17 protein-coding genes and 1 pseudogene are annotated in these 20598 nt (G+C 70.1%); 8 read left to right on the top strand and 10 right to left on the bottom strand.

Annotated features, from left to right (window positions below; all coding sequences use genetic code 11):
- Nucleotides 1-162: 162 nt before the first annotated feature.
- Entirely contained in the window at nucleotides 163-1155 is a 993-nt protein-coding gene (locus tag NJ376_RS22655; protein ID WP_252955560.1) for a TRAP transporter substrate-binding protein, read from the top strand.
- A 54-nt stretch (nucleotides 1156-1209) separates the two neighbouring features.
- Nucleotides 1210-1944, top strand: coding sequence for an SDR family NAD(P)-dependent oxidoreductase (locus tag NJ376_RS22650; protein WP_252955559.1), 735 nt, complete (start codon nucleotides 1210-1212; stop codon nucleotides 1942-1944).
- 28 nt (nucleotides 1945-1972) lie between these two features.
- Here the strand turns inward: NJ376_RS22650 and NJ376_RS22645 are convergent, their stop codons facing one another.
- Nucleotides 1973-2722 (bottom strand): tyrosine-protein phosphatase, encoded by a 750-nt coding sequence (locus tag NJ376_RS22645; RefSeq protein ID WP_252955558.1) that lies wholly within the window; start codon nucleotides 2720-2722, stop codon nucleotides 1973-1975.
- A 102-nt stretch (nucleotides 2723-2824) separates the two neighbouring features.
- Here NJ376_RS22645 and NJ376_RS22640 point away from each other — a divergent pair, with 102 nt between their 5' ends.
- From NJ376_RS22640 to NJ376_RS22625, 4 genes are all read left to right on the top strand, one after another.
- The gene (locus NJ376_RS22640; protein ID WP_252955557.1) at nucleotides 2825-3616 is read left to right on the top strand and encodes an SDR family NAD(P)-dependent oxidoreductase; all 792 of its coding nucleotides are present in this window, start codon (nucleotides 2825-2827) and stop codon (nucleotides 3614-3616) included.
- Nucleotides 3617-4070: 454 nt separating this feature from the next.
- Nucleotides 4071-6008 (top strand): PrkA family serine protein kinase, encoded by a 1938-nt coding sequence (locus NJ376_RS22635; RefSeq protein ID WP_252955556.1) that lies wholly within the window; start codon nucleotides 4071-4073, stop codon nucleotides 6006-6008.
- Between the two features lie 134 nt (nucleotides 6009-6142).
- A complete protein-coding gene (locus NJ376_RS22630) occupies nucleotides 6143-7447 on the top strand; it encodes a YeaH/YhbH family protein (protein ID WP_252955555.1) in 1305 nt (434 codons plus the stop codon).
- Nucleotides 7444-8976 carry a SpoVR family protein gene (locus NJ376_RS22625; protein WP_252955554.1) on the top strand — a complete coding sequence of 511 codons (1533 nt, stop codon included), beginning with the start codon at nucleotides 7444-7446 and terminating at the stop codon, nucleotides 8974-8976. The genes NJ376_RS22630 and NJ376_RS22625 overlap by 4 nt, the downstream gene beginning before the upstream one ends.
- Nucleotides 8977-9080: 104 nt before the next feature.
- On the opposite strand, the gene gltX is transcribed toward NJ376_RS22625, so the two are convergent.
- The 3 genes from gltX to NJ376_RS22610 form a co-directional block, all read right to left on the bottom strand.
- Nucleotides 9081-10412, bottom strand: coding sequence for a glutamate--tRNA ligase (gene gltX, locus NJ376_RS22620; RefSeq protein ID WP_252955553.1), 1332 nt, complete (start codon nucleotides 10410-10412; stop codon nucleotides 9081-9083).
- A gap of 207 nt (nucleotides 10413-10619) precedes the next feature.
- Nucleotides 10620-10928 carry a hypothetical protein gene (locus tag NJ376_RS22615; protein WP_252955552.1) on the bottom strand — a complete coding sequence of 103 codons (309 nt, stop codon included), beginning with the start codon at nucleotides 10926-10928 and terminating at the stop codon, nucleotides 10620-10622.
- On the bottom strand, nucleotides 10925-11308 hold the full coding sequence (locus NJ376_RS22610; RefSeq protein WP_252955551.1) for a hypothetical protein: 384 nt from the start codon (nucleotides 11306-11308) through the stop codon (nucleotides 10925-10927). Before NJ376_RS22610 ends, NJ376_RS22615 begins: the two co-directional genes overlap by 4 nt.
- A gap of 222 nt (nucleotides 11309-11530) precedes the next feature.
- On the opposite strand from NJ376_RS22610, the gene NJ376_RS22605 reads away from it, so the two are divergent.
- On the top strand, nucleotides 11531-11947 hold the full coding sequence (locus tag NJ376_RS22605) for a DUF5990 family protein (protein ID WP_252955550.1): 417 nt from the start codon (nucleotides 11531-11533) through the stop codon (nucleotides 11945-11947).
- Between the two features lie 72 nt (nucleotides 11948-12019).
- Here the strand turns inward: NJ376_RS22605 and NJ376_RS22600 are convergent, their stop codons facing one another.
- The 6 genes from NJ376_RS22600 to NJ376_RS22575 form a co-directional block, all read right to left on the bottom strand.
- Nucleotides 12020-13684 (bottom strand): NAD+ synthase, encoded by a 1665-nt coding sequence (locus NJ376_RS22600; protein WP_252955549.1) that lies wholly within the window; start codon nucleotides 13682-13684, stop codon nucleotides 12020-12022.
- Between the two features lie 173 nt (nucleotides 13685-13857).
- On the bottom strand, nucleotides 13858-14835 hold the full coding sequence (locus NJ376_RS22595; protein ID WP_252955548.1) for a Bug family tripartite tricarboxylate transporter substrate binding protein: 978 nt from the start codon (nucleotides 14833-14835) through the stop codon (nucleotides 13858-13860).
- Nucleotides 14836-14948: 113 nt separating this feature from the next.
- On the bottom strand, nucleotides 14949-15926 hold the full coding sequence (locus tag NJ376_RS22590) for an NADPH:quinone reductase (RefSeq protein WP_252955547.1): 978 nt from the start codon (nucleotides 15924-15926) through the stop codon (nucleotides 14949-14951).
- A 266-nt stretch (nucleotides 15927-16192) separates the two neighbouring features.
- On the bottom strand, nucleotides 16193-17497 hold the full coding sequence (locus tag NJ376_RS22585) for an amidase (protein ID WP_252955546.1): 1305 nt from the start codon (nucleotides 17495-17497) through the stop codon (nucleotides 16193-16195).
- Between the two features lie 28 nt (nucleotides 17498-17525).
- Nucleotides 17526-17918, bottom strand: a complete 393-nt coding sequence (locus NJ376_RS22580) for a RidA family protein (protein ID WP_252955545.1) — start codon at nucleotides 17916-17918, stop codon at nucleotides 17526-17528.
- A gap of 331 nt (nucleotides 17919-18249) precedes the next feature.
- Nucleotides 18250-20064 (bottom strand): PHA/PHB synthase family protein, encoded by a 1815-nt coding sequence (locus tag NJ376_RS22575; RefSeq protein ID WP_252955544.1) that lies wholly within the window; start codon nucleotides 20062-20064, stop codon nucleotides 18250-18252.
- Between the two features lie 85 nt (nucleotides 20065-20149).
- Between NJ376_RS22575 and NJ376_RS22570 the strand changes: the two are divergent.
- Nucleotides 20150-20598 (top strand): annotated as a pseudogene (locus NJ376_RS22570) (hypothetical protein); the annotation flags it as partial.

Genomic DNA, 20598 nt, shown 5'->3' with positions numbered 1-20598 from the left:
CCGGTCACCAGGGCGCGGCGGCCATCCAGGCGGAAGCTCGGGGTCTCGGGCGGGGTCGTCATGATGCGCAGACTACGCTGCTCCGTGGCGCGGTCCAGCCCTTGCCGGGGCGGCGCGTCTCGCCAAGACTGGGCCGCAACGACCATCCCTGGGAGAACGCCCATGCTTCGCCGTCTCGCCGGCGCGCTGCTTGCCGCCGCCTGCCTTGCCCCGCTCGCGGCCCTCCCCGCCAGGGCCCAGACCCGCTGGGTAATGGCCAGCGCCTATCCGGACGCCAATTTCCACACCCGCAACCTCCGCCAATTCGTGCAGGAGGTGGAGTCGGCCACCCAGGGCAGGCTGCAGATCCAGCTCCACAGCAATGCCAGCCTGCTGCCCATGCCGCAGATCAAGCGGGCGGTGCAGACCGGGCAGATCCAGCTCGGCGAGATCCTGCTCTCGGTCCATGGCAATGAGGACCCCTTCTTCGAGGTGGATGGGGTGCCCTTCCTGGCCGAGACCTGGGCCGCCTCCGAGGCGCTGATGCAGGCCTCGGAGCCCTTCATCCGGGCCCGGCTGCAGCGCCAGGGGGTGGAGCTGCTCTACATGGCGCTCTGGGCCGGCCAGGGCTTCTACACCAAGGAGCCGCTGACCAATCTCGAGCAGCTCCGCGGCGCCCGGTTCCGCGCCTACAACGCCATCACCATCCGCATGGCGGAGCTGATCGGCGCGGTGCCGGTCACCGTGCAATCCGCCGAGCTGGCGCAGGCCTTCGCCACCAATGTCGTCTCGGCGATGTTCACCTCGGCGCAGACCGGGGTGGACACCTCCTCCTGGGATTACGCCCGGGTGTACACCCATGTCGGCGGCATGCGGGCGCGCAACGCCGTCCTCGCCAATGCCCGGGCCATGGCGGCGCTCGACGAGCCGACCCGCCAGGCGGTGCGGGCCGCCGCGGCCCGGGCGGCGGAGCGCAGCCTCGTCATCGCCAAGGAGGCCGAGCGCGCCACCGCCGAGCAGCTGCGCCAGCACGGCATGCAGGTGGCCGAGCCCTCCCCCGCCCTGCTGGCGCAGCTGCGCGAGGTCGGCGCGAAGCAGGTGCAGGACTGGCTGGGCCGGGCCGGCGAGGACGGGCAGAAGATGATGGATCGCTACCGGGCGCTGCTCGCCCGCTGACAGCCGCGCCTCCCCGCCGCACACTGCATTGCGGCATGGGTGGAGGAGGCAGCGATGGTGGCGTTGGTGACCGGGGCGCAGCAGGGAATCGGCCGGGCCTGCGCCCTCGCCCTGGCCGGGGCGGGGCATGACGTGGCGGTGAACTGGCTGGACGATGAGGAAGCGGCCGAGGCGGTGGCGGCGGGCATCCGCGCCGCCGGCCGCCGCGCCCTGCTGGTGCGCGGCGATGTCGGCACCGCCGCCGGCTGCGCCGCCATCGTGGCGGCGGCCATGGCCGGGCTCGGCCCGCCCGATGTGCTGGTGAACAATGCCGGCATCTTTCCCCGCATCCCCTTCCTGGAGATGGCGGAGGCGGAGTGGGACCGGGTGCTTGACGTGAACCTGAAGGGCAGCGCCTTCTGCGCCCAGGCGGTGGCGCGGGCGCTGGTGGCGGCGGGGAAGCCGGGCTGCATCATCAACCTGGCCTCCGCCGCGGTGCGGGGGACGCCGGTCGGGGTGCATTACAGCGCGACGAAGAACGGCGTGGTCGGCATCACCCGCTCCATGGCCCTGGCGCTGGCGGAGCATCGGATCCGGGTGAACGCCATCGCCCCCGGCCTGACCGATACGGCGCAGCCACGCTACGGCAACACGGAGGAGGAGCTGGCGGCGATGGGCGCCGCGGTGCCGCTGGGCCGCATGGGCCGGCCGGAGGACATTGCGGGCCTCGCGGCCTTTCTCGCCTCCGACGCGGCGGAATGGATCACCGGGCAGGTCTATCACATCAATGGCGGCAGCTACATGCCGTAGCAGGCCGCCAGACGGGCGCGGGGCGGCGCTACTCCAGCAGCAGGTCGCGCAGCCGCGCCAACCGTGGCGCGTCGAGGCCCAGCCCCTGCTCCAGGAAGACCGGCAGGCTGCCGCCATGCGCGGCGATCGCCGCCGCCAGCGCCGCCTCCAGCAGCTCCGGATGGGTGGCGTAGAGCGCGTCGCCGAGCGGCTTCGGCGTGCCGGGCGGCAGGGCGTAATCGCGCCGCCACAGCCGGTCCGTCGCCAGATAGTCATGGAGCACGGTCTGCCGAGTCGCCCCCAGCGCCGTCAGCACCAGCGCCGCGCCCAGCCCGGTGCGGTCCTTGCCCGCCGAGCAATGGAACAGCAGCGCATGCCGCGCGGGGTCCAGCAGCAGCTCGAACAGCCCGCGATAGGCGCCGATGAAGCGCGTGCCATAATCCAGATAGGCCCGACGCAGCAGTGCCACCACATCCTCGCCGGTCGATTGCTCCCGCCGCATCAGGTCGCGCAGCGAGGCGCCGACCGTCGGCTCGATCGGCAGCGCCACCCGCTCCGCCCCCTCCGGCAGGCGGGAGGGGTGGTGCGCCGCCTCCGCCACGCCGCGCAGATCGACCACCGTCCGCAGCCGGAGCTCCGCCACCGCCGCCACGTCCCGCGGTGTGAGATTCGCCAGGGTGGCGGACCGGTAGAGCACGCCGCGGCGCAGCCGCCTTCCATCCGCCATCTGCCAGCCGCCCATGTCGCGCAGGTTGGACGCCCCCTCCAGGGGCACGGCATGGGGCAGTTCGAGACTCACGCGGCGATCCTCTCCAGGGCCTCGCCTTGACGGCGGCGAGGACGGCGGAAAGGATCGCCGGATCGGCGCCGCCGCACCAGAGCCAATCACGAGGAGACCGTCATGCCGTCATCGCCCCTGTTCGACCTCAGCGGAAAGGTCGCCATCGTCACCGGCGGCAGCCGCGGCATCGGCCGCGCCATTGCCGAGCGCATGGCGGAGCACGGCGCCAAGGTCGTCGTCTCCTCCCGCAAGCTGGATGCCTGCCAGGTGGTGGTGGATGCCATCACCGCGAAAGGCGGGGAGGCGATCGCCGTCGCCTGCAACATCGGCCGCAAGCCGGAGCTGCAGGCGCTGGCCGATGCCGCCATCGCCAAATGGGGCGGGGTGGACATCCTGGTTTGCAACGCCGCCATCAACCCGCATTTCGGGCCGGCCATGGGCATCCCGGACGAGATCTTCGACAAGATGATGGCGACCAACGTCAAGTCGAACATGTGGCTCAGCCATATGTGCATCCCCAGCATGGAGGCGCGGGGGGGCGGCGCCATCGTCATCGTCAGCTCGATCGGCGGCTACAAGGGCTCGGTCAATCTCGGCGCCTATGCCATTACCAAGGCGGCGGACCTGCAGCTCGCCCGCAACCTGGCCTGCGAGTGGGGGCCGAAGAACATCCGGGTGAATTGCATCGCCCCTGGTCTGATCCGCACCGATTTCGCCCGCGCCCTGTGGGAGGACCCGGTGAATTACAAGAAGCGGACCCGGGACACCCCGCTGAAGCGGATCGGCGAGCCGGACGAGATCGCCGGCGCCGCCATCTTCCTCGCCAGCCCGGCGGGCAGCTTCATGACCGGCCAGAGCATGATCGTCGATGGCGGGGTGCTGGCCGGCTCGCCCGCCATCGTGGAGGATTAGAGCGGATCGTCGTAGGGCGGCCTCGCCCGAAGGCGTGGATCTGGTCCGCAAACAAGGGCGTAGAGCGCCTGCGGTGAACGCATGTGCACCGAGATTGCTCTAGCCGAGACCAGCAGCCGAGACCAGCCCGCCCGCTTCCCCTGCCCCGCCCTGTCCCGGACCGCATCCGGCCGGGGCGGGGCAGGCCCGCCCCTCCTCCCGCGCCTGTGGACAAAGAGAACCGTCCGCGACTCCTACGTATTCGCGGCGGCCGTATTGACGGATTATTTGCACTCGTCGGACCGTTTGGGCCGCAGGAGCGGCTGCCCCGATCCGGTTTCCCCCTGGCGATTTGCACGCTACACGAAGGCTTTGCTGCACGGCAACAAAAGTTTACCGCAGCGCGGCGCGCCCGCCGCCCATCCTGCGCGTTGCGCTGAAGTCGCAGCGCGTCAGGGGGCGGCCGAGGAGCAGCATGCAGGACATCTTTGCCGATTACGCCCGGGCTTATGAGCAACGGCGCGAAACCGACATGTCGATCGCCGAATATCTCGAAGCCTGCAAGACCGATCCCGGCTGCTATGCGACTGCTCCGGAACGGATCCTGCGGGCGATCGGCGAGCCCGAAGTGGTGGACACCGCGAAGGATGCGCGGCTCGGGCGGATCTTCCTGAACCGTACCATCCGCGTCTACCCGGCCTTTTCCGAATTCTACGGCATGGAGGACACGATCGAGCGGATCGTGGGCTTCTTCCGCCATGCCGCCCAGGGGCTCGAGGAACGCAAGCAGATCCTCTACCTGCTGGGTCCGGTGGGCGGCGGCAAATCCTCCCTCGCCGAGCGGCTGAAGGCGCTGATGGAGCAGGAGCCGGTCTATGTGCTGAAGGCCGGGGAGCAGATCAGCCCGGTCTTCGAGACCCCGCTTGGCCTGTTCGACCCCGAGCGCATGGGGCCGGTGCTGGAGGACCGCTACGGCATCCCCCGCCGCCGCCTGACCGGGCTGATGAGCCCCTGGGCGCTGAAGCGGCTGGACGAATTCGGCGGCGACATCAGCAAGTTCCGGGTGGTGAAGCTGCGCCCTTCCCGCCTTCGCCAGATCGCGGTGGCGAAGACCGAACCGGGCGACGAGAACAACCAGGACATCTCCTCCCTGGTCGGGAAGGTGGATATCCGCAAGCTGGAGATGTACGGGCAGAACGACCCGGACGCCTACAGCTTTTCCGGCGGCCTCAACCGCGCCAACCAGGGCATCCTCGAATTCGTCGAGATGTTCAAGGCGCCGATCAAGATGCTGCACCCGCTGCTGACTGCGACGCAGGAGGGCAACTATATCGGCACCGAGAATATCGGCGCCATCCCTTACCAGGGCATTATTTTGGCTCACTCCAACGAGTCGGAATGGCAGAGCTTCAAGAACAACAAGAACAACGAAGCCTTCATCGACCGCATCTACGTCATCAAGGTGCCCTACTGCCTGCGGGTGACGGAGGAACAGCACATTTACGAGAAGCTGGTGCGCGGCTCGGAGCTGGCCGGCAGCCCCTGCGCGCCGGCAACGCTGGAGATGCTGGCCCGCTTCTCCGTGCTGACGCGGCTGCGCAAGCACGAGAATTCCAACATCTACGCCAAGATGCGGGTCTATGACGGGGAGAGCCTGAAGGAGACCGACCCCCGCGCCAAGACGGTGCAGGAATACCGCGACGCTGCCGGCCCGGATGAGGGGATGGATGGTGCCTCCACCCGCTTCGCCTTCAAGATCCTGGCGGCGACCTTCAACTACGACACCACCGAGATTGCCGCCGACCCCGTCCATCTGATGTATGTGCTGGAACAGACGATCCGGCGCGAACAGCTGCCGGACGAGACGGAGAAGCGCTACCTGGAGTTCATCAAGGGCGAGCTGGCGCCGCGCTATGCCGAGTTCATCGGCAACGAGATCCAGAAGGCCTATCTCGAATCCTACAACGACTACGGCCAGAACCTGTTCGACCGCTACGTGGCCTATGCCGATGCCTGGGTCGAGGACATGGACTTCAAGGATCCCGACACCGGCCAGATGATGAACCGGGAGCTCCTCAACCAGGAGCTGACGAAGATCGAGAAGCCCGCCGGCATCGCGAATCCGAAGGACTTCCGTAATGAGGTGGTGAAATTCGCCCTCCGCGCCCGGGCGAATCGCGGCGGCAAGAACCCCTCCTGGACCAGCTACGAGAAGATCCGGGATGTGATCGAGCGCCGGATGTTCAGCCAGGTGGAGGATCTGCTGCCCGTCATCTCCTTCGGCTCCAAGAAAGATAGCGAGACCGAAAAGAAGCACGGGGAATTCGTGGAACGGATGACCTCGCGGGGGTATACCGAACGGCAGGTGCGCCGGCTGGTCGAGTGGTACATGCGCGTGAAGCAGGCCGGCTAGGGCGGATTGCCGCAGGGCGGCATCGCCCGGAGGCACAAATCTGCTCTACAGTCGAATGGGTGGGGCATTCCCGGTGAACGCATGTGAACCGGAGGTGTTCTAACCGCAAACCCGGTCTTCAAGGCTCCCGCTGCATGCAGATCCTGGACCGCCGCCTCAATCCCAGCGGCCGTAGCCTGCCCAACCGCCAGCGCTTCCTGCGCCGCGCCAAGTCGCTGGTCCAGGAAGCGGTGCGGGACGCCTCGGCCAAACGGGGCATCCGCAACGCCGATGAGGGCGGGGAGGTCAGCATCCCCCTCCACGGCATCAGGGAACCCAGCTTCCACCACGGCACAGGCGGCATCCGCGACCATGTGCTGCCCGGCAACAAGGAGTACCGGGAGGGGGACGAGATCCCCCGGCCGCCGGGCGGCGGCGGGGGCGGCGGCTCGGAGGGCTCGCCGGATGGCAGCGGCGAGGACACCTTCCGCTTCGTCCTGAGCCGGGAGGAATTCCTCTCCCTCTTCCTCGACGACCTCGAACTGCCGGACATGGCGAAGCGCCGCCTGGTAGACGGTGCCGACCCGGCCTGGCAACGCGCCGGCTACTCGGTCAGCGGCTCGCCGGCCAACCTCGCCCTCGGCCGGACCATGCGCAACAGCATGTCCCGCCGCATCGCCCTGAAGCGCCCGAAGCCGGAGGCGGTACAGGCGCTGGAGGCGGAGATCGCCGCCCTGGAAGGCGACCCGGAGCAGGCGGAGCGGGTGCTGGAGTTGCGGGCGGAGCTGGAGCGGCAGATCCTCCGCACCCGCCGCATCCCCTGGATCGACCCGATCGACGTCCGCTACCGCCGCTTCGACCCGGTCCCGAAGCCGGTGGCGCGCGCCGTCATGTTCTGCCTCATGGACGTTTCCGGTTCCATGACCGAGGACATGAAGGACCTCGCCAAGCGCTTCTACACGCTGCTCTTCCTCTTCCTGCAGCGGCGCTACAAGCATGTCGAGATCGTCTTCATCCGCCACACCCACGAGGCGTCGGAGGTGGATGAGGAGACCTTCTTCTACAGCCGGGAGACCGGCGGCACCCTGGTCTCCACCGCGCTCGAGGAGATGCAGAAGGTGGTGGCGGACCGCTACCCGCCTTCTGACTGGAACATCTACGCCGCCCAGGCCTCGGATGGCGACAACGCCGCCGGCGACAGCCAGAAGACGGCGCGGCTGCTGGTGGATACCATCCTGCCGGCCTGCCAGTACTACGCCTATATCGAGGTGGGGCGGGAGGGCGAGCACGGCATCCCCGGCTTCCCCCGCGGCCCGACCGATCTCTGGCGCACCTATGAGGCGCTGGTCGCGGCGGGCGCGCCGCTCGCCATGAAGAAGGTGCGCCACCGGCGGGACATCTTCCCGGTGTTCCGGGAGCTCTTCGCCAAGCGCGGCGTGCTGGAAGGAGCGCAGGCATGAGCGTCACGACCGAGGATCGCCTGCTCTATGAGGGCGCCGAATGGGATTTCGACACGCTGCGCATCATCCATGATGCCTGCGCCGAGATCGCCGGCAAGGAGCTCGGCCTCGACTGGTACACCAACCGCATCGAGGTGATCAGCGCCGAGCAGATGCTGGACGCCTATGCCAGCACCGGCCTGCCCCTTTCCTACCGCCACTGGTCCTTCGGCAAGCATTTCGCGCAGCACGAGGCGATGTACCGCCGTGGCCTCCGCGGCTTGGCCTATGAGATCGTCATCAACTCCGACCCCTGCGTCTCCTACGTCATGGAGGAGAACACGGCGACGATGCAGGCGCTGGTGATCGCCCACGCCGCCTTCGGCCACAACCACTTCTTCAAGAACAACCGCCTCTTCCGCGAATGGACGGATGCCAAAGGCATCCTCGACTACCTCGAATTCGCCAAGGGCTATGTCCAGTCCTGCGAGGAGCAGCATGGCGAGATGGCGGTGGAGCGGGTGCTGGATTCCGCCCATGCGCTGATGAGCCATGGCGTGCACCGCCACCGCCGCCGCGCCCCGGACCTGCAATCCGAGCAGCGGCGGGAGCGCGAGCGGCGCGAGCACGACGAGCGCATGTACAACGTGCTCTGGTCCACCCTGCCGGAGAAGACGACAACGCCCTCGACCTCTTCCGAGGAGGAGCGGCGCCGCACCCTGCTCCAGCTCCCGGGCGAGAACATCCTCTATTTCCTGGAGAAGACGGCGCCCCGCCTGCAGCCCTGGCAGCGCGAGATTCTCCGCATCGTCCGCAATATCGCCCAGTACTTCCTGCCGCAGCGCCAGACCAAGGTGATGAACGAGGGCTGCGCCACCTATGTGCACCACCGCATCCTGAACCGGCTGCACAGCCAGGGCCGCATCACCGACGGGCATCTGCTGGAGGCACTGCACTCCCACACCAGCGTCATCATGCAGCCGGGCTTCGACGACCAGCGCTATTCGGGCATCAACCCCTATGCGCTGGGCTTCGCCATGATGACGGACATCGCCCGCATCGCCGAGCAGCCGACCGAGGAGGACCGGGAATGGTTCCCGGATTTCGCCGGCAGCGGCGATGCCATGGAGGTGCTGCGCTACGCCTGGTCGGAGTTCCGCGATGAGAGCTTCATCCTACAATTCCTCAGCCCGAAGGTGATGCGCGACTTGCGGCTGTTCCACCTGGTGGACGATGTGGAGCAGCCGGCGCTGCGCGTCGATTCCATGCATGACGAGCGCGGCTACCGGCGGCTGCGCCGGGCACTGGCGCGGCAATACGACCCGGCGACGACGGATGCGGACATCCAGGTGGTGGATGTGGACCTCAGCGGCGACCGGCGGCTGATTCTGGAGCATTACGTCCAGGCTGGCCGGCTGCTGGACGACCAGGAAGCGCGGCAGGTGCTGCGGCACCTGGCGAGCCTCTGGACCTATGACGTGGTGCTGCGGGAGGTGGCGGTGCCGGGCGGGGCGGCCCTCAGGGAGCACGTGGTCTCGCCGCCGCGGTAGCCGGGGCTCCGCCCCCGCCCCTCGGCAGGAGGTCGTCGCGGGCAGCGCCCGCGACCCTGCCCCCCCGCCGGGGCCAGGACCTGGCCACGGACCCCGGTCCGAGGTCAGCCGGCCGCCACCGCCAGCCGTTCCGCCGCGGTCGCGCGGCCGATCAGGGGCAGCAGGGTCTTCAGGTCCGGGCCGTGCTCCTCGCCGGTCAGGGCCAGGCGCAGGGGCAGGAACAGGGCCTTGCCCTTGCGGCCGGTGGTGGCCTTCAGGGCGCCCGTCCAGGCCCCCCAGGTCCCCTCATCCCAGGGCTCCGGCGGCAGCGCCTCCAGCGCGGCGCGCAGGAAGGCGCCCTCCTCCGGCTGGGGCGGCGGTACGATGCGGCCGCGCACCACCTCGAACCAGGTCTTCGCCTCGCCCAGCAGGTCGAGGTTTTCGCGGATGGCCAGCCAGAAGGCCTCGTCCGCCCCCTCCGGCAGCCGGGCCTGCACGCTCTCGAAGCTCGCCCCATGCAGGTGGCGGCGGTTGAGGGCCAGAAGCTGCTGCACGTCGAAGCGGGCCGGCGACCTGCTGATGGTGGTCATGTCGAACCCCGCCACCAGCGCCGCCGGCAGGGCCGGCACCGGGTCCCGCGGCGTGCCGAGCGCGGCCAGGTAGCCGGCGAGCGCCGCCGGCTCCACCCCGTCCCGCCGCAGCTGCCGCAGGGAGAGCGAGCCCAGCCGCTTGGAGAGCGGCCCGCCATCGGAATCCGTCAGCAGCGGCAGGTGCGCGAAGGACAGCGCCCGCACATCCCCCCCCAGCGCCACCCAGATATCGAGCTGGACGCCGGTATTGGTCACATGGTCCTCGCCACGGATGATGTGCGTGACCCCGCCCTCCAGGTCATCCACCACGCTGGTGAAGGTGTAGAGCGGCGAGCCATCGGCGCGGATCAGCACGGGGTCCGAGAGGGCGGAGAGCTTCACCGCCCGCCGGCCCAGCACGCCATCCTGCCATTCCCGCTGCATGCCGGAGAGCTTGAAGCGCCAATAGGGCGTCTTGCCGTTGGCGATCGCCCGCGCATACTGCTCCGGCGTCATCTTCAGCGCGCCGCGGTCATAGAGGGGCGGCTTGCCCTGGCGGAGCAGCTGTTCCCGCTTCGACCGCAGCTCCTCCTCGCTCTCGAAGCAGGGGTAGAGATGGCCGCTGGCCTTCAGCCGCTCGGCGGCGGCGGCGTAGAGCTCCAGCCGGTCGGACTGGCGGAAGCTCTCATCCCAGTCGAGGCCCATCCAGCGGAGGTCTTCCTCCAGCGCCACGGCGTATTCGGCCTTGCTGCGCGCGGTGTCGGTATCGTCCAGGCGCAGCAGCACGGCGCCGCCGCGCTGGCGGGCGAAGAGCCAGTTCACCAGGGCGGCGCGGGCGTTCCCGACATGCAGCAGGCCGGTGGGGGATGGGGCGAAGCGGAGTTTCATGGCGGTGCGATGCCTGCTGGCGATGGGCCTGTCCAGGGTTGAGGGAGGCTCTGCCTCCCTCAAACTCCCTCCGCCAAGGGCCGAAAGGCCCTTGGAACCCTTGAGTTTGGGCGGGACGGTTCAACCTGCGAAGCCCGAACTCGAGGTTTCCAAAGGCCCTTCGGCCTTTCGCGGGGTGAGCCCGAGAGGGGCAGAGCCCCTCTCGGACTACCGCCCCGGCTCCAGCGCCGCATAATCCACCTCCGCCTTCCGCGTCGCCGGCATGGCGATGCAGTGGTTCACCCAGGCCTCGCTGTCGAACCCCTCCGCCGCCGCGTATTCGCCGAAGGTGTAATAGGCCTCCCGCAGCGCCGCCGGGTCCGGGGTTTCCCGCCGCAGATCCTCGATCTGCGCCCGGATGAAGCGCCTGGCATATTCGGCGGCCGCCTCGGCGGAGGCGAAGCCCGGCACCTCCCATTCCTCGTCGGGGTCCTGGCCGCTGGCGAAATCGCCGCAGAGGACGCGGTGGCGGCTCATTCCTCCTCCTCATCCTCCTCGTCGCGGCGGGGGTCGAGGGCGCGCCAATTGCGGTCCTCGGCATCCCGGGCCGGGCGGGCGGCGAAGTCGTTCAGCTCGGCGGCGCTGCGCCAGGCCTGCTCGGCGCCGCCCACCACCTCGGCATCCTCGCCGAAGGCGAACCAGGCGGCCAGCACCTGCTCCGGGCTCATGCCGCGGTTGCGGCAGCGCTCCACGCTGTCCCGCACATAGCGGCGGGCGAAGGCATTGGCGTGTTCCAGGGTCTGGAAGCCGCGGATGGTCTCCACCGGCTCCGCGCCATTGCCGCCGGACAGATCCATGATGCGGACGGCATAGCCGCCCTCCCGCCCGAACAGGCCGGTATCGAAAGCTGCAGCCATGGCGGCCTCCTCTCTGCGGCTGCGCCCTATAGGCCCGCGAGGGGGCGGAGGGGAGCCTTGCCCCCAACGCGCCCGGCCCGGCAGGGGTCCGGGGCGGCCCTTGCCGATGCCGCCTTGGCCAGGTCCTGAGGCAGCACCGCCTTCGGAACCCGTTTCTGTTGCGGTCCCCGGCCAAGTCCGGTTACGCCAAAGCTGGTGCTTGCGATACGGGGGACGGGACCCATGGCAGATCAGGTCATCACCCTGCGGCTCAGGATCCAGGACCCGTTCCCTGGAGTGGCCTACAGCCTCCAGAACAGGAAGAGCGAGCCGGTCGGGCAGGTTGTCGCCGGCGACGAGCCGATCTCGTTCGAGGTGCCGGTGCGGGTGGCGCCGGGGCCGAAACTCCATGGGGATTTCGTTCGCAGCGAAGGGGCTGCCAGACGCTTTGTCTACATTGCGATCGGCGAGCAGGCCGGGCAGCGCCCCTCGCCGTGGAGCCGGCGCGCCAAGATCGACATCCACCTGCTGCCCGCCGAGTTGCTGGACAAGGCTTTGGCCGGCGGAGTTCTCGAGGCCCTGCTCCCCGGAAAGGCCAAGGATGGTGGCCCGGCCTGCGCTACCCTGCGCCCGATCGGCGCCTGGCGGGTCGTCGAGTGACTCCGGCCCGAAGATCCGGACCCTGCCTTCCGCCCCTTCGCTGGCGGTCCGCCATCGCTCGGCAGCGGGGTCTCACGCGATCAGGTCGGTGTAGCCGTTGCTGATCGGGTAGCGCCGGTCCCGGCCGAAGGCCCGCTTCCCGATCTTCACCCCGGGCGGAGCCTGGCGGCGTTTGTATTCCGCCCAGTCCAGCAGGCGGCGCACCCGCAGCACCGTGGCGCGGTCATGGCCCTCGGCGACCAGCGCCTCCACCCCGCGCTCCCCCTCCACCAGCCCTTCCAGGATAGCGTCCAGCTCCTCATAGGGCGGCAGGTTGTCCTGGTCCGTCTGGCCCGGCTTCAGCTCGGCGGAGGGCGGCTTGGTGAGGACCCGTTTCGGCATCACCGGCCCCTGCGGCCCCAGCGCCCCGGGCGGCAGATGCGCGTTGCGCCAGCGGGAGAGCTCGAAGACTAGCGTCTTGTAGACGTCCTTCAGCACCGCATAGCCGCCGCACATATCGCCATAGAGCGTGGCGTAGCCGACCGACATCTCGCTCTTGTTGCCCGTGGCCAGCACCATGTCGCCGAATTTGTTGGACAGCGCCATGAGGGTGAGGCCGCGGGCGCGGGACTGGATGTTCTCCTCGGTGGTGTCCGGGGCATGGTCGCCGAAGGCGGGCGCCAGCATGGCACCGAAGGCCTCCATGGCCGGGCCGATAGGGATGGTCTCGTAGCGGATGCCGAGCAGCGCGGCGCAGGCGGCCGCGTCCTCCAGGCTCTCGGGGGAGGTGTAGGGGGAAGGCATCATCACCGCCCGCACCCGGTCCGGCCCGAGCGCATCGGCGGCGACGGCCGCCGAGATGGCGCTGTCGATGCCGCCCGAGAGCCCCAGCACCACCCCGGGGAAGCGGTTCCTGGTCACGTAGTCCCTGAGGCCGAGCATCATCGCCCGGTAGATTTGCTCCTCCACCGGGGGGATGGGCGCCAGGGGCTGCGAGGTGCAGACCAGCCTGCCCCCCTCCCGCCGCCACTCCGTCAGGGTCACCGCTTCCTCGAAGAGCGGCATCTGCACCGCCAGGCTGCGATCCGGGTTGAGCACGAAGCTCGCCCCCTCGAAGACCAGCTCATCCTGGCCGCCGACCTGGTTGAGGAAGACGAAGCCGAGCCCCGTCTCCACCACCCGCGGCACGGCGAGGTCGATGCGGCGCTGCGCCTCGCCGACCTCGAAGGGGGAGGCGTTGATGCCGATCAGCACCTCCGCACCGCTCTCCTCCAGGGTCTCGGAAACCGCCGGGAACCACCTATCCTCGCCGATCATCAGGCCAAGGCGGACGCCGCGGAAGGCCACCGGGCCCGGGGCAAGGCCGGGCTCGAAGAGCCGCCTCGCATCGAAGACGCCTTCCGGCGGCAGCTCATGCTTGGCGCGACGGGCGATGATCCGGCCGCCATCCAGCACGTAGAGGCCATTGTGGCGCTTGCCCTCCGCCACCCACGGGCCGCCGAGCACGATGCCGGGACCGCCATCCGCGGTCTCGGCCGCCAGCGCCTCGATGGCGGCGGCGGCATCGGCGTTGAAGCCGGGCTGCAGCACCAGATCCTCCGGCGGGTAGCCGGCGATGGAGAATTCCGGGGTGACGAGCAGGTCCGCGCCGAGCCGCGCCGCCTCCGCCCGGGCCTTGCGAATGCGCCCGGCATTGCCCCGGAGGTCGCCGACATGCGGGTTGATCTGGGCGAGGGCGATGCGGAGGGTTGCGGCCATGGTCCCACCCGGCTGGAGCAGCGTCAGGCCGGGCGGAGGCGCCCGGCGAACCGAACAACGCGACAGAGCGAAGGGCCGGGGCGGCGACACGCCGGCACGGCCAGCCTTAGGCGCCCTGGCAAGCCGGCCGGCGGGGGCAGGCACAGCCACGGCCCCCGCCGCCCTTGCCCCTGCTACTCCATCCGGGCGCCGGAAATCCGCACCATCTCCTTCAGCATCGGCCGCTGGGAGGCAGCGTGGCGCTCGGCATCCTCCGGCGTGCTCCAGACGCAGCGGGCGCCGGTCTGCTCGAAGCGGCGCTGCACGGCAGGGTCGGCCGCCACCTCCTTCATCGCCGCATTCACCTTGTCGATCACCGCCCGCGGCATCCCCGCCGGCCCGACCCAGGCGCACCAGGAGGTGACGACGAAATTCGGCACCCCGGCCTCCGCCATCACCGGGATCTGCGGCAGGCTCGGCCAGCGCTCGGGGCTGGTCACCGCGAAGGCCTTCACCCGCCCCTCGGCGATCACCGGGGTGTAGCTGGCCAGGTTGTCGATCGCGAAGGTCAGGTCGCCCGCCAGCATGGCCGGGATGATCTGCGCCGCGCCGCGGAAGGGCACGTGCTGGCCGTCGATCTTCAGCCGGTCGCAGAAGGAGGAGCCGCAGAGATGCGCGGTGGTGCCGACGCCCGGGGAGCCGTAGCTGACGCCGTTCCGCTGCGCCTTCGCCCAGGCGATGAATTCCTGCAGGCTGTTGGTTGGGTTGTGCTGGGCGGAGACGACGACGACGTTCGGCAGCTCCCAGTGCATGGAGACCAGGGAGAAATCCTTCTCCGGATCGAAGGGCAGCCGCGTGTAGAGGAATTGCGCGACGGAAAGGTTGGCGATGGTCGCCGGCCCCTGGGTGTAGCCATCCGGCGCCGATTTCGCGATCGCCTCCATGCCGATATTGCCGCTGGCGCCCGGCCGGTCCTCCAGCACGAAATTCTGGCCGAGCTTGTGAGTCAGCTGCTCGCAGAGCAGCCGCGCCAGGACATCGGTGGAGCCGCCCGGCGGCCAGGGGACGATGACGCGGATGGGGCGGTTCGGCCAATCTCCGGCGGATTGCCCCAGGGCGGGCGTGGCGAGCGGCAGGAGCGGCGCAGCCAGCAGGGAACGGCGAGGCAGCATGGAACTGGGTGATCTCCCGATCTTGGACATGGGGGAGATGGCATCATGCGCCCCGGGGCGAAAGCCCTTTCCTGATGCCGGCCCCTGCCGCGCCGCGCACCCCGCTCCCAGCCTCAGCAGTCCAGCACCAGGTTCCCCATCAGGCTGCCGGCCTCCACCGCGTCATGCGCCGCGGCGCATTCGGCCAGCGGCATATGCGCAGCGACGGCATGCCGCACCAGGCCACGGGCCAGCCAGGATTGCAGCGCCCCCACCGCCTCGGCACGCTGCCGCGGCGTCAGCTCATAGACGATGAAGAAGCGCACCCCGATGCCCTTCATGATGGTGGGGGAGAAGGGGAAGATCGCCTCCTGGGTATTGGAGCCATAGGCGCCGACCACCGCGCCATGCGCCGCCAGCTTGTGGATCATCGGGCCGTTGCCGGCCAGGTCCACCTCGACGATCCGCTCCGCGCCAACGCCGCCGGTCAGCTCCATCACCCGGGCCGGCACGTCCTCCGTGCGGTAGTTCACGCAGACATCGGCGCCGGCGGCCATGGCATGCGCCGCCTTGGCCGGGGAGCTGACCGTGGCGATGACCTGCGCCGCGCCCAGCAGCCGGGCGAATTGGATGGCGTAGAAGCCGACCGCGCCGGCGCCACCGGTGACCAGCACGCGCTGCCCGGTGCAGCTGCCATCCGTCACCAGCGCGTGCAGCGCCGTGAGCGCCGGGATGCCGAGGCAGGCGCCCTCGGCGAAGCTGGTCCCCTCCGGCAGGGGCACGGCCTGGATGGCGGGCAGGGCGATGTATTCGGCGGCGGTGCCGAAGGCGCGCTTCCACTGGCCGTTCCAGATCCAGACGCGCTCCCCGATTCGGCCGACGGGGACCCCCTCCCCCACCGCCTCGATCACGCCGGCGCCGTCGCTGTGCGGGACGACGCGCGGGAAGGCCATGGGACGGGAGGAGCCGCGGCGGGTCTTCCAATCCGAAGGGTTCACGCCGGAGGCGGCGAGGCGGACCAGCACCTCGCCCGGGCCGGGGCTCGGCGTCGGCAGCTCGCCGAAGGTGAGGACGCTGCTGTCGCCGTTCTTCTCGTACCAGATCGCCTTCATGCCGACGCTCTCCCTTCCCGCTCATATCCGGCGCGGCACCCTGCCCGGGCGATGGGGCCGGCGCAATCGGCGCAAGCGCGCCGGCATCGCCCTTCGGGCGCCAGCGCCGCACGGCCAGCCGGGCGACTGTCCCCGGGCCGGCCGGGCCGGGTGCGTCACCCGGCTGGCCGGAGCAGCCCGTCCTGGCCTTCGTCGCAGCCGTGCCCTGGCTGCTCCACGCCCCCGACGGTCGCCGGGCTCCCTTCCTCCGACTCTCCGGGCCGGCCCTAGCTCGCCGCCTGCCGCACCCACTCCGCCCAGGCCAGCACCGCCTTGTCCTGGCCGAAGGCCCCGACGAGCTGCGCCCCGAGCGGCAGCCCCTTCGGCCCGGTGCCGACCGGCACCGTCACGCAGGGCAGGTGCAGCAGGGTCCAGAGCGAGTTGAAGGCGGGATCGCCGGTGGCGCCGATCCCCTCCGGCGCCTCGCCCGGCGCGGCAGCGGTGAGAAGGGCGTCGAAGGGCGCGATCGCCTCCGCCACCGCCGCCCGCGCCGCGGCGAAGGCGGCGCGGCCTGCCGCCAGGGCGGCGCGAGGCTGGTCGCGGCCCCACTCCATCCGCTCCCGCAGCACCGGGGAAAGCTGGGCGGCGGCGTGGTCCAGCTCCCAGGCCAGGGCCTCGGCGGATTCGCCGTTCATCACGAGCTGATGCGCCTCCAGCCCCGCCGCCGCGGCAGCGGGCAGCTCCACCGGCGTCACGCTGGCCCCGGCCTTCGCGGCGGCGCTGGCCACGCGCTCGATCGCGGCGCGGGTCTCGGGCGCGGCCTGGGACGCGGTCGGGCCCCAGCACAGGCCGAGCCGCGGCGCGCGGCCCGGCTTCGTCTCCGGCGTGCCGTAATCGCCGCCGGTCAGGCCTGCCATCGCATGGGCGGCATCGGCGACGCTGGCGGTGATGACGCCGATGGTGTCGAGCGACTCGCTCATCACCTTCATGCCGCCGCGATGCAGCGTGCCGAAGCTCGGCTTGAAGCCGACGGCGCCACAAAAGGCTGCGGGGCGGATGATGCTGCCCGCGGTCTGGGTACCGAAGCCGGCATGGAAGAAGCCCGCCCCGGCGCCCGCCGCCGAGCCGGAGGAGGAGCCGCCCGGCGTATGCGCCGGGTTGTGCGGGTTGGTGGTGGGCCCGGGGAAGCGGGTGGCGAATTCCGTGGTGACGGTCTTGCCGAGGATCACTGCCCCCGCCCGCCGCGCCAGGGCGACGCAGGCGGCATCCGTGCGCGGCCGGTGGCCGGCCCAGATGGGGGAGCCGTATTGCGAGGGCTGGTCCGCCGTATCCAGCACATCCTTCACCCCGAAGCCGAGGCCGGCCAGCGGCAGGCGCCGCCCCGCCTTCGCCGCCGCATCCACCGCCGCCGCCTGGCGCAGGGCGAGGGCGGGGTCGAGATGGATGAAGGCCTTCACCACCTTCTCCCGCGCCGCGATGCGGGCGAGCAGGGCCTCGGTCAGGGCGATGGCGGAGAGGGCGCCGGCCTGGATCCGGCGGGCGGCCTCGGCGGCGGGAAGAGCAGCGGGATCGGACATAAGCAAAGTGTGCACCGCAATATCGCCGCTGCGAAGGGGGCGGTCACGGGATGACCGCGATGGCGGTGATCTCGATCAGCGCCTCCGGGTGGGTGAAGCCCGTCACCTGCACCATGGTGGAGGCGGGCGGGGTGCCGGTGAAGTATTCTCGCCGTACCGCATGGATCTGCGGGAAGTGCCGCATGTCGGCGATGTGGACATCGACGCGGCAGATGTCGTCCAGCGTGCCGCCGGCGGCCGCCACTGCGGATTTGAGGTTCTCGCAGACCTGGCGGGTCTGGGCGGTGATGTCGCCGGCGCCGACCAGCGCGCCGCTCGCATCCTTTGCCAGCATGCCGGAGATGAAGACCAGGCGACCGGCGGGGGCGATGATGCCGGCCGGGAAATGCCCGCTCGGCGGCGGCAGCTTGTCCGAGGTGATGCGCTCCTTCGGCATGTCCCTGTCCCTCCTGCCGCTCGGCGGCGCCCAGCGGGCGCTTCGGGCCGAGCGCCCGGCGCAGGGTGCGCCCGGGGGCGGCGGCGCGGAAGGGGCCATGCTCTCCCGGACAGCACCATCCTGACGGAGCGTGGAGCCCTGCGGGCAGGCAGGATGGCGCCCGATCGAATGGCGGCCATCGCGGGCACCGCATTCCAGCGATCCGGCCCGGCTGCGGCGTGCCGGCGAAGGCGCTGAAGGGCACCGGCGGGCGGCCCGCACCGCTCCCCGATGGACCGGGCAGTGCGGCCTTCGCATGGCTTCACCGGCGGCGAGGGAGGCGGGGCCCGCCTCAGTCCGTCCCCATCACCTTCACATAGCTGCCGGGCGCGTCCTCCAGCGCCGGCAGCCCGCCCTCCCCCGGCACCCGGGCCGGCACGGTTTCCTTGCCCAGCGCCGTCACCCAGCGGTGCCAGTCCGGCCACCAGGAGCCGGCGAGCTCCGTCGCGCCGCGGAACCACTCCTCCGGATCGGGGGGGAGCTGCTCATTCACCCAATGGCTGTACTTGCCGGAGCCCGGCGGGTTCACGATGCCGGCGATATGCCCCGACGCCGCCAGCACGAAGCGCACCGGGCCGGCATAGAGCTGGGTCGCCCGATAGGTGCTTTTCCAGGGCGCGATATGGTCCTCCCGCGTCGAGATCAGGTAGCTCGGCACCTTGATCTTCCGCAGGTCGATCTTCGCCCCCAGCAGCTCGATGGCGCCCGGCTCGCCCGGCTGCTTCACCAGGTCGTTCTGCTGGTACATCCGCCGCAGGTAGAAGCTGTGCATCTTCGCCGGCATGCGGGTGCTGTCGTCGTTCCAGTAGAGCAGGTCGAAGGGGAAGGGCTCCTGTCCCATCAGGTAGTTGTTGACGACGAAGGACCAGATCAGGTCGTTGGCCCGCAGCATGTTGAAGGTGGTGGCCATCTCCGTCCCTTCGAGATAGCCGCGCTGCTGCATCTTCTCCTCGAGGCCCTTGAGCTGCTCCTCGTCGATGAAGACGCTGAGCTCCCCGGCCTCGGCGAAATCCGTCATGGTGACGAAGTAGGTCGCGGATTTGATGCGCGTGTCGCGCTTCGCCGCCATATGCGCCAGGGTCGTCGCCAGCAGCGTGCCGCCCAGGCAGTAGCCGATGGCGTTGACCTGCTTCTCCCCCGTCGCCTTCTCGATGGCGTCGAGCGCGTCATAGACGCCCTCGCGCATGTAGTCGTCGAAGCCCTTCTCGGCGAGGGTCTCGTCCGGGTTGACCCAGGAGACGACGAAGACGGTGTGGCCCTGCTCCACCGCCCAGCGCACGAAGCTGTTCTTCGGCCTGAGGTCGAGGATGTAGAATTTGTTGATCCAGGGTGGGAAGATTACCAGCGGCCGCTTCAGCACGCGCTCCGTCGCCGGGGCGTACTGGATCAGCTGCATCAGGTCGTTCTGATACACCACCTTGCCGGGGGTGACGGCAATGTTCTCGCCGACGCGGAACTTGCTGTCATCCGTCATCCGGATGCGCAGCTTGCCCTTCCCGCGCTCGAGATCCGCGAGCAGGTGGGAGAGGCCCTTCAGCAGGTTCTCCCCGCCGGTCTCGGCGGTGCGGCGCAGCACTTCCGGATTGGTCAGCAGGAAGTTGGACGGGCTCATCGCATCGACGAATTGCCGCGTGTAGAAATCCACCTTCTGCGCCGTCTTCTGGTCCAGCCCCTCCACCCCGCCGACCACGGTCTGGAAGTAGCGGGCGGAGAGCAGGTAGGATTGCTTGATGAAGTCGAAGACCTCGTTCTCCCGCCAGGCCTCGTCCTTGAAGCGGCGGTCGCGCGGATCCTCGGCGATGACGGGCTTCGCCTCCTCCCCCAGCATCCGCCGCGCGGTATTCTGCCAGAGGGTCAGGTAATCCTGCCAGAAGCCGAGCTGGGCCTGGACAAGCTGGGCCGGATTGGCCATCAGCCGCGTCGTCATTTCCAGGAAGGCGCCGCCGATGTTCAGCGGGTCCGGGGTCGCCGCGGAATCCGATTGGCGCTTGAGGAAATCGGTGACGATGCGCTGCCCTCGCTCCGCCACCTCCGCCATGGTGCGGGTGACGATGGCGGGGTCGGGCAACCGGAAAGCCGGGCCTTCTGGGGTCTTGTCTTCGGCCATAAGGTCAATCTAGCGATTGCACCAGGGCTTCTCCACCCTGCGCGTACCCCTTATTTGCGCCGCCCCGGCGCGGTAGGATTGCCGCATGGCAACGGCGGATCGGGCAGGCATGGGCGGCAGGGCGAGGCGGGCAGGGTGCGGGCTGCTGCTGCTGCTCCTCGGTGCCTGCGAGGTGCCGAAGGAAGTCAATCCGGTGGTGATCTGGCGCCGGGTCTCCGGCGCCGATGACGAGGGGCGGCTGCCCCCGCCGGGCCTCGACGACCCCAGCCCCAACCTCGCCAGCGTGCCGCCGCGGCCGGATCGCCCCTCCCCCGAATCGCGCGCGGCGCTGACCGCGGCGCTGGAGGAGCAGCGCGCCGCCTCCCGCAGCCCGGTCGCGCTGCGCACCACCCCGACGCCGCCGGGCGCCCCCTCGCCTGGAGAGCCGGGCATTCCCGGCGCCCCACCATCGCCGCCGCGCCTGGCCAATGCCCCGAGCATCCCGTGGGACATGCCGCCGCCGCCGCCGCGCCCCACCCGGCCGCAGCCGGGCCA

Origin of the sequence: Siccirubricoccus soli (genome assembly GCF_024178315.1) — a bacterium.
Classification (GTDB): Bacteria; Pseudomonadota; Alphaproteobacteria; order Acetobacterales; family Acetobacteraceae; genus Siccirubricoccus; species Siccirubricoccus soli.
The sequence above is the reverse complement of the archived record's forward strand: the minus strand, read 5'-3'. Positions and strand labels throughout refer to the sequence as shown.

Coding starts and splice junctions, on each gene's coding strand:
- NJ376_RS22655 (WP_252955560.1), top strand. CDS start 163: ATGCTTCGCCGTCTCGCCGGCGCGCTGCTTGCCGCCGCCTGCCTTGCC.
- NJ376_RS22650 (WP_252955559.1), top strand. CDS start 1,210: ATGGTGGCGTTGGTGACCGGGGCGCAGCAGGGAATCGGCCGGGCCTGC.
- NJ376_RS22640 (WP_252955557.1), top strand. CDS start 2,825: ATGCCGTCATCGCCCCTGTTCGACCTCAGCGGAAAGGTCGCCATCGTC.
- NJ376_RS22635 (WP_252955556.1), top strand. CDS start 4,071: ATGCAGGACATCTTTGCCGATTACGCCCGGGCTTATGAGCAACGGCGC.
- NJ376_RS22630 (WP_252955555.1), top strand. CDS start 6,143: ATGCAGATCCTGGACCGCCGCCTCAATCCCAGCGGCCGTAGCCTGCCC.
- NJ376_RS22625 (WP_252955554.1), top strand. CDS start 7,444: ATGAGCGTCACGACCGAGGATCGCCTGCTCTATGAGGGCGCCGAATGG.
- gltX (WP_252955553.1), bottom strand. CDS start 10,412: ATGAAACTCCGCTTCGCCCCATCCCCCACCGGCCTGCTGCATGTCGGG.
- NJ376_RS22615 (WP_252955552.1), bottom strand. CDS start 10,928: ATGAGCCGCCACCGCGTCCTCTGCGGCGATTTCGCCAGCGGCCAGGAC.
- NJ376_RS22610 (WP_252955551.1), bottom strand. CDS start 11,308: ATGGCTGCAGCTTTCGATACCGGCCTGTTCGGGCGGGAGGGCGGCTAT.
- NJ376_RS22605 (WP_252955550.1), top strand. CDS start 11,531: ATGGCAGATCAGGTCATCACCCTGCGGCTCAGGATCCAGGACCCGTTC.
- NJ376_RS22600 (WP_252955549.1), bottom strand. CDS start 13,684: ATGGCCGCAACCCTCCGCATCGCCCTCGCCCAGATCAACCCGCATGTC.
- NJ376_RS22595 (WP_252955548.1), bottom strand. CDS start 14,835: ATGCTGCCTCGCCGTTCCCTGCTGGCTGCGCCGCTCCTGCCGCTCGCC.
- NJ376_RS22590 (WP_252955547.1), bottom strand. CDS start 15,926: ATGAAGGCGATCTGGTACGAGAAGAACGGCGACAGCAGCGTCCTCACC.
- NJ376_RS22580 (WP_252955545.1), bottom strand. CDS start 17,918: ATGCCGAAGGAGCGCATCACCTCGGACAAGCTGCCGCCGCCGAGCGGG.
- NJ376_RS22575 (WP_252955544.1), bottom strand. CDS start 20,064: ATGGCCGAAGACAAGACCCCAGAAGGCCCGGCTTTCCGGTTGCCCGAC.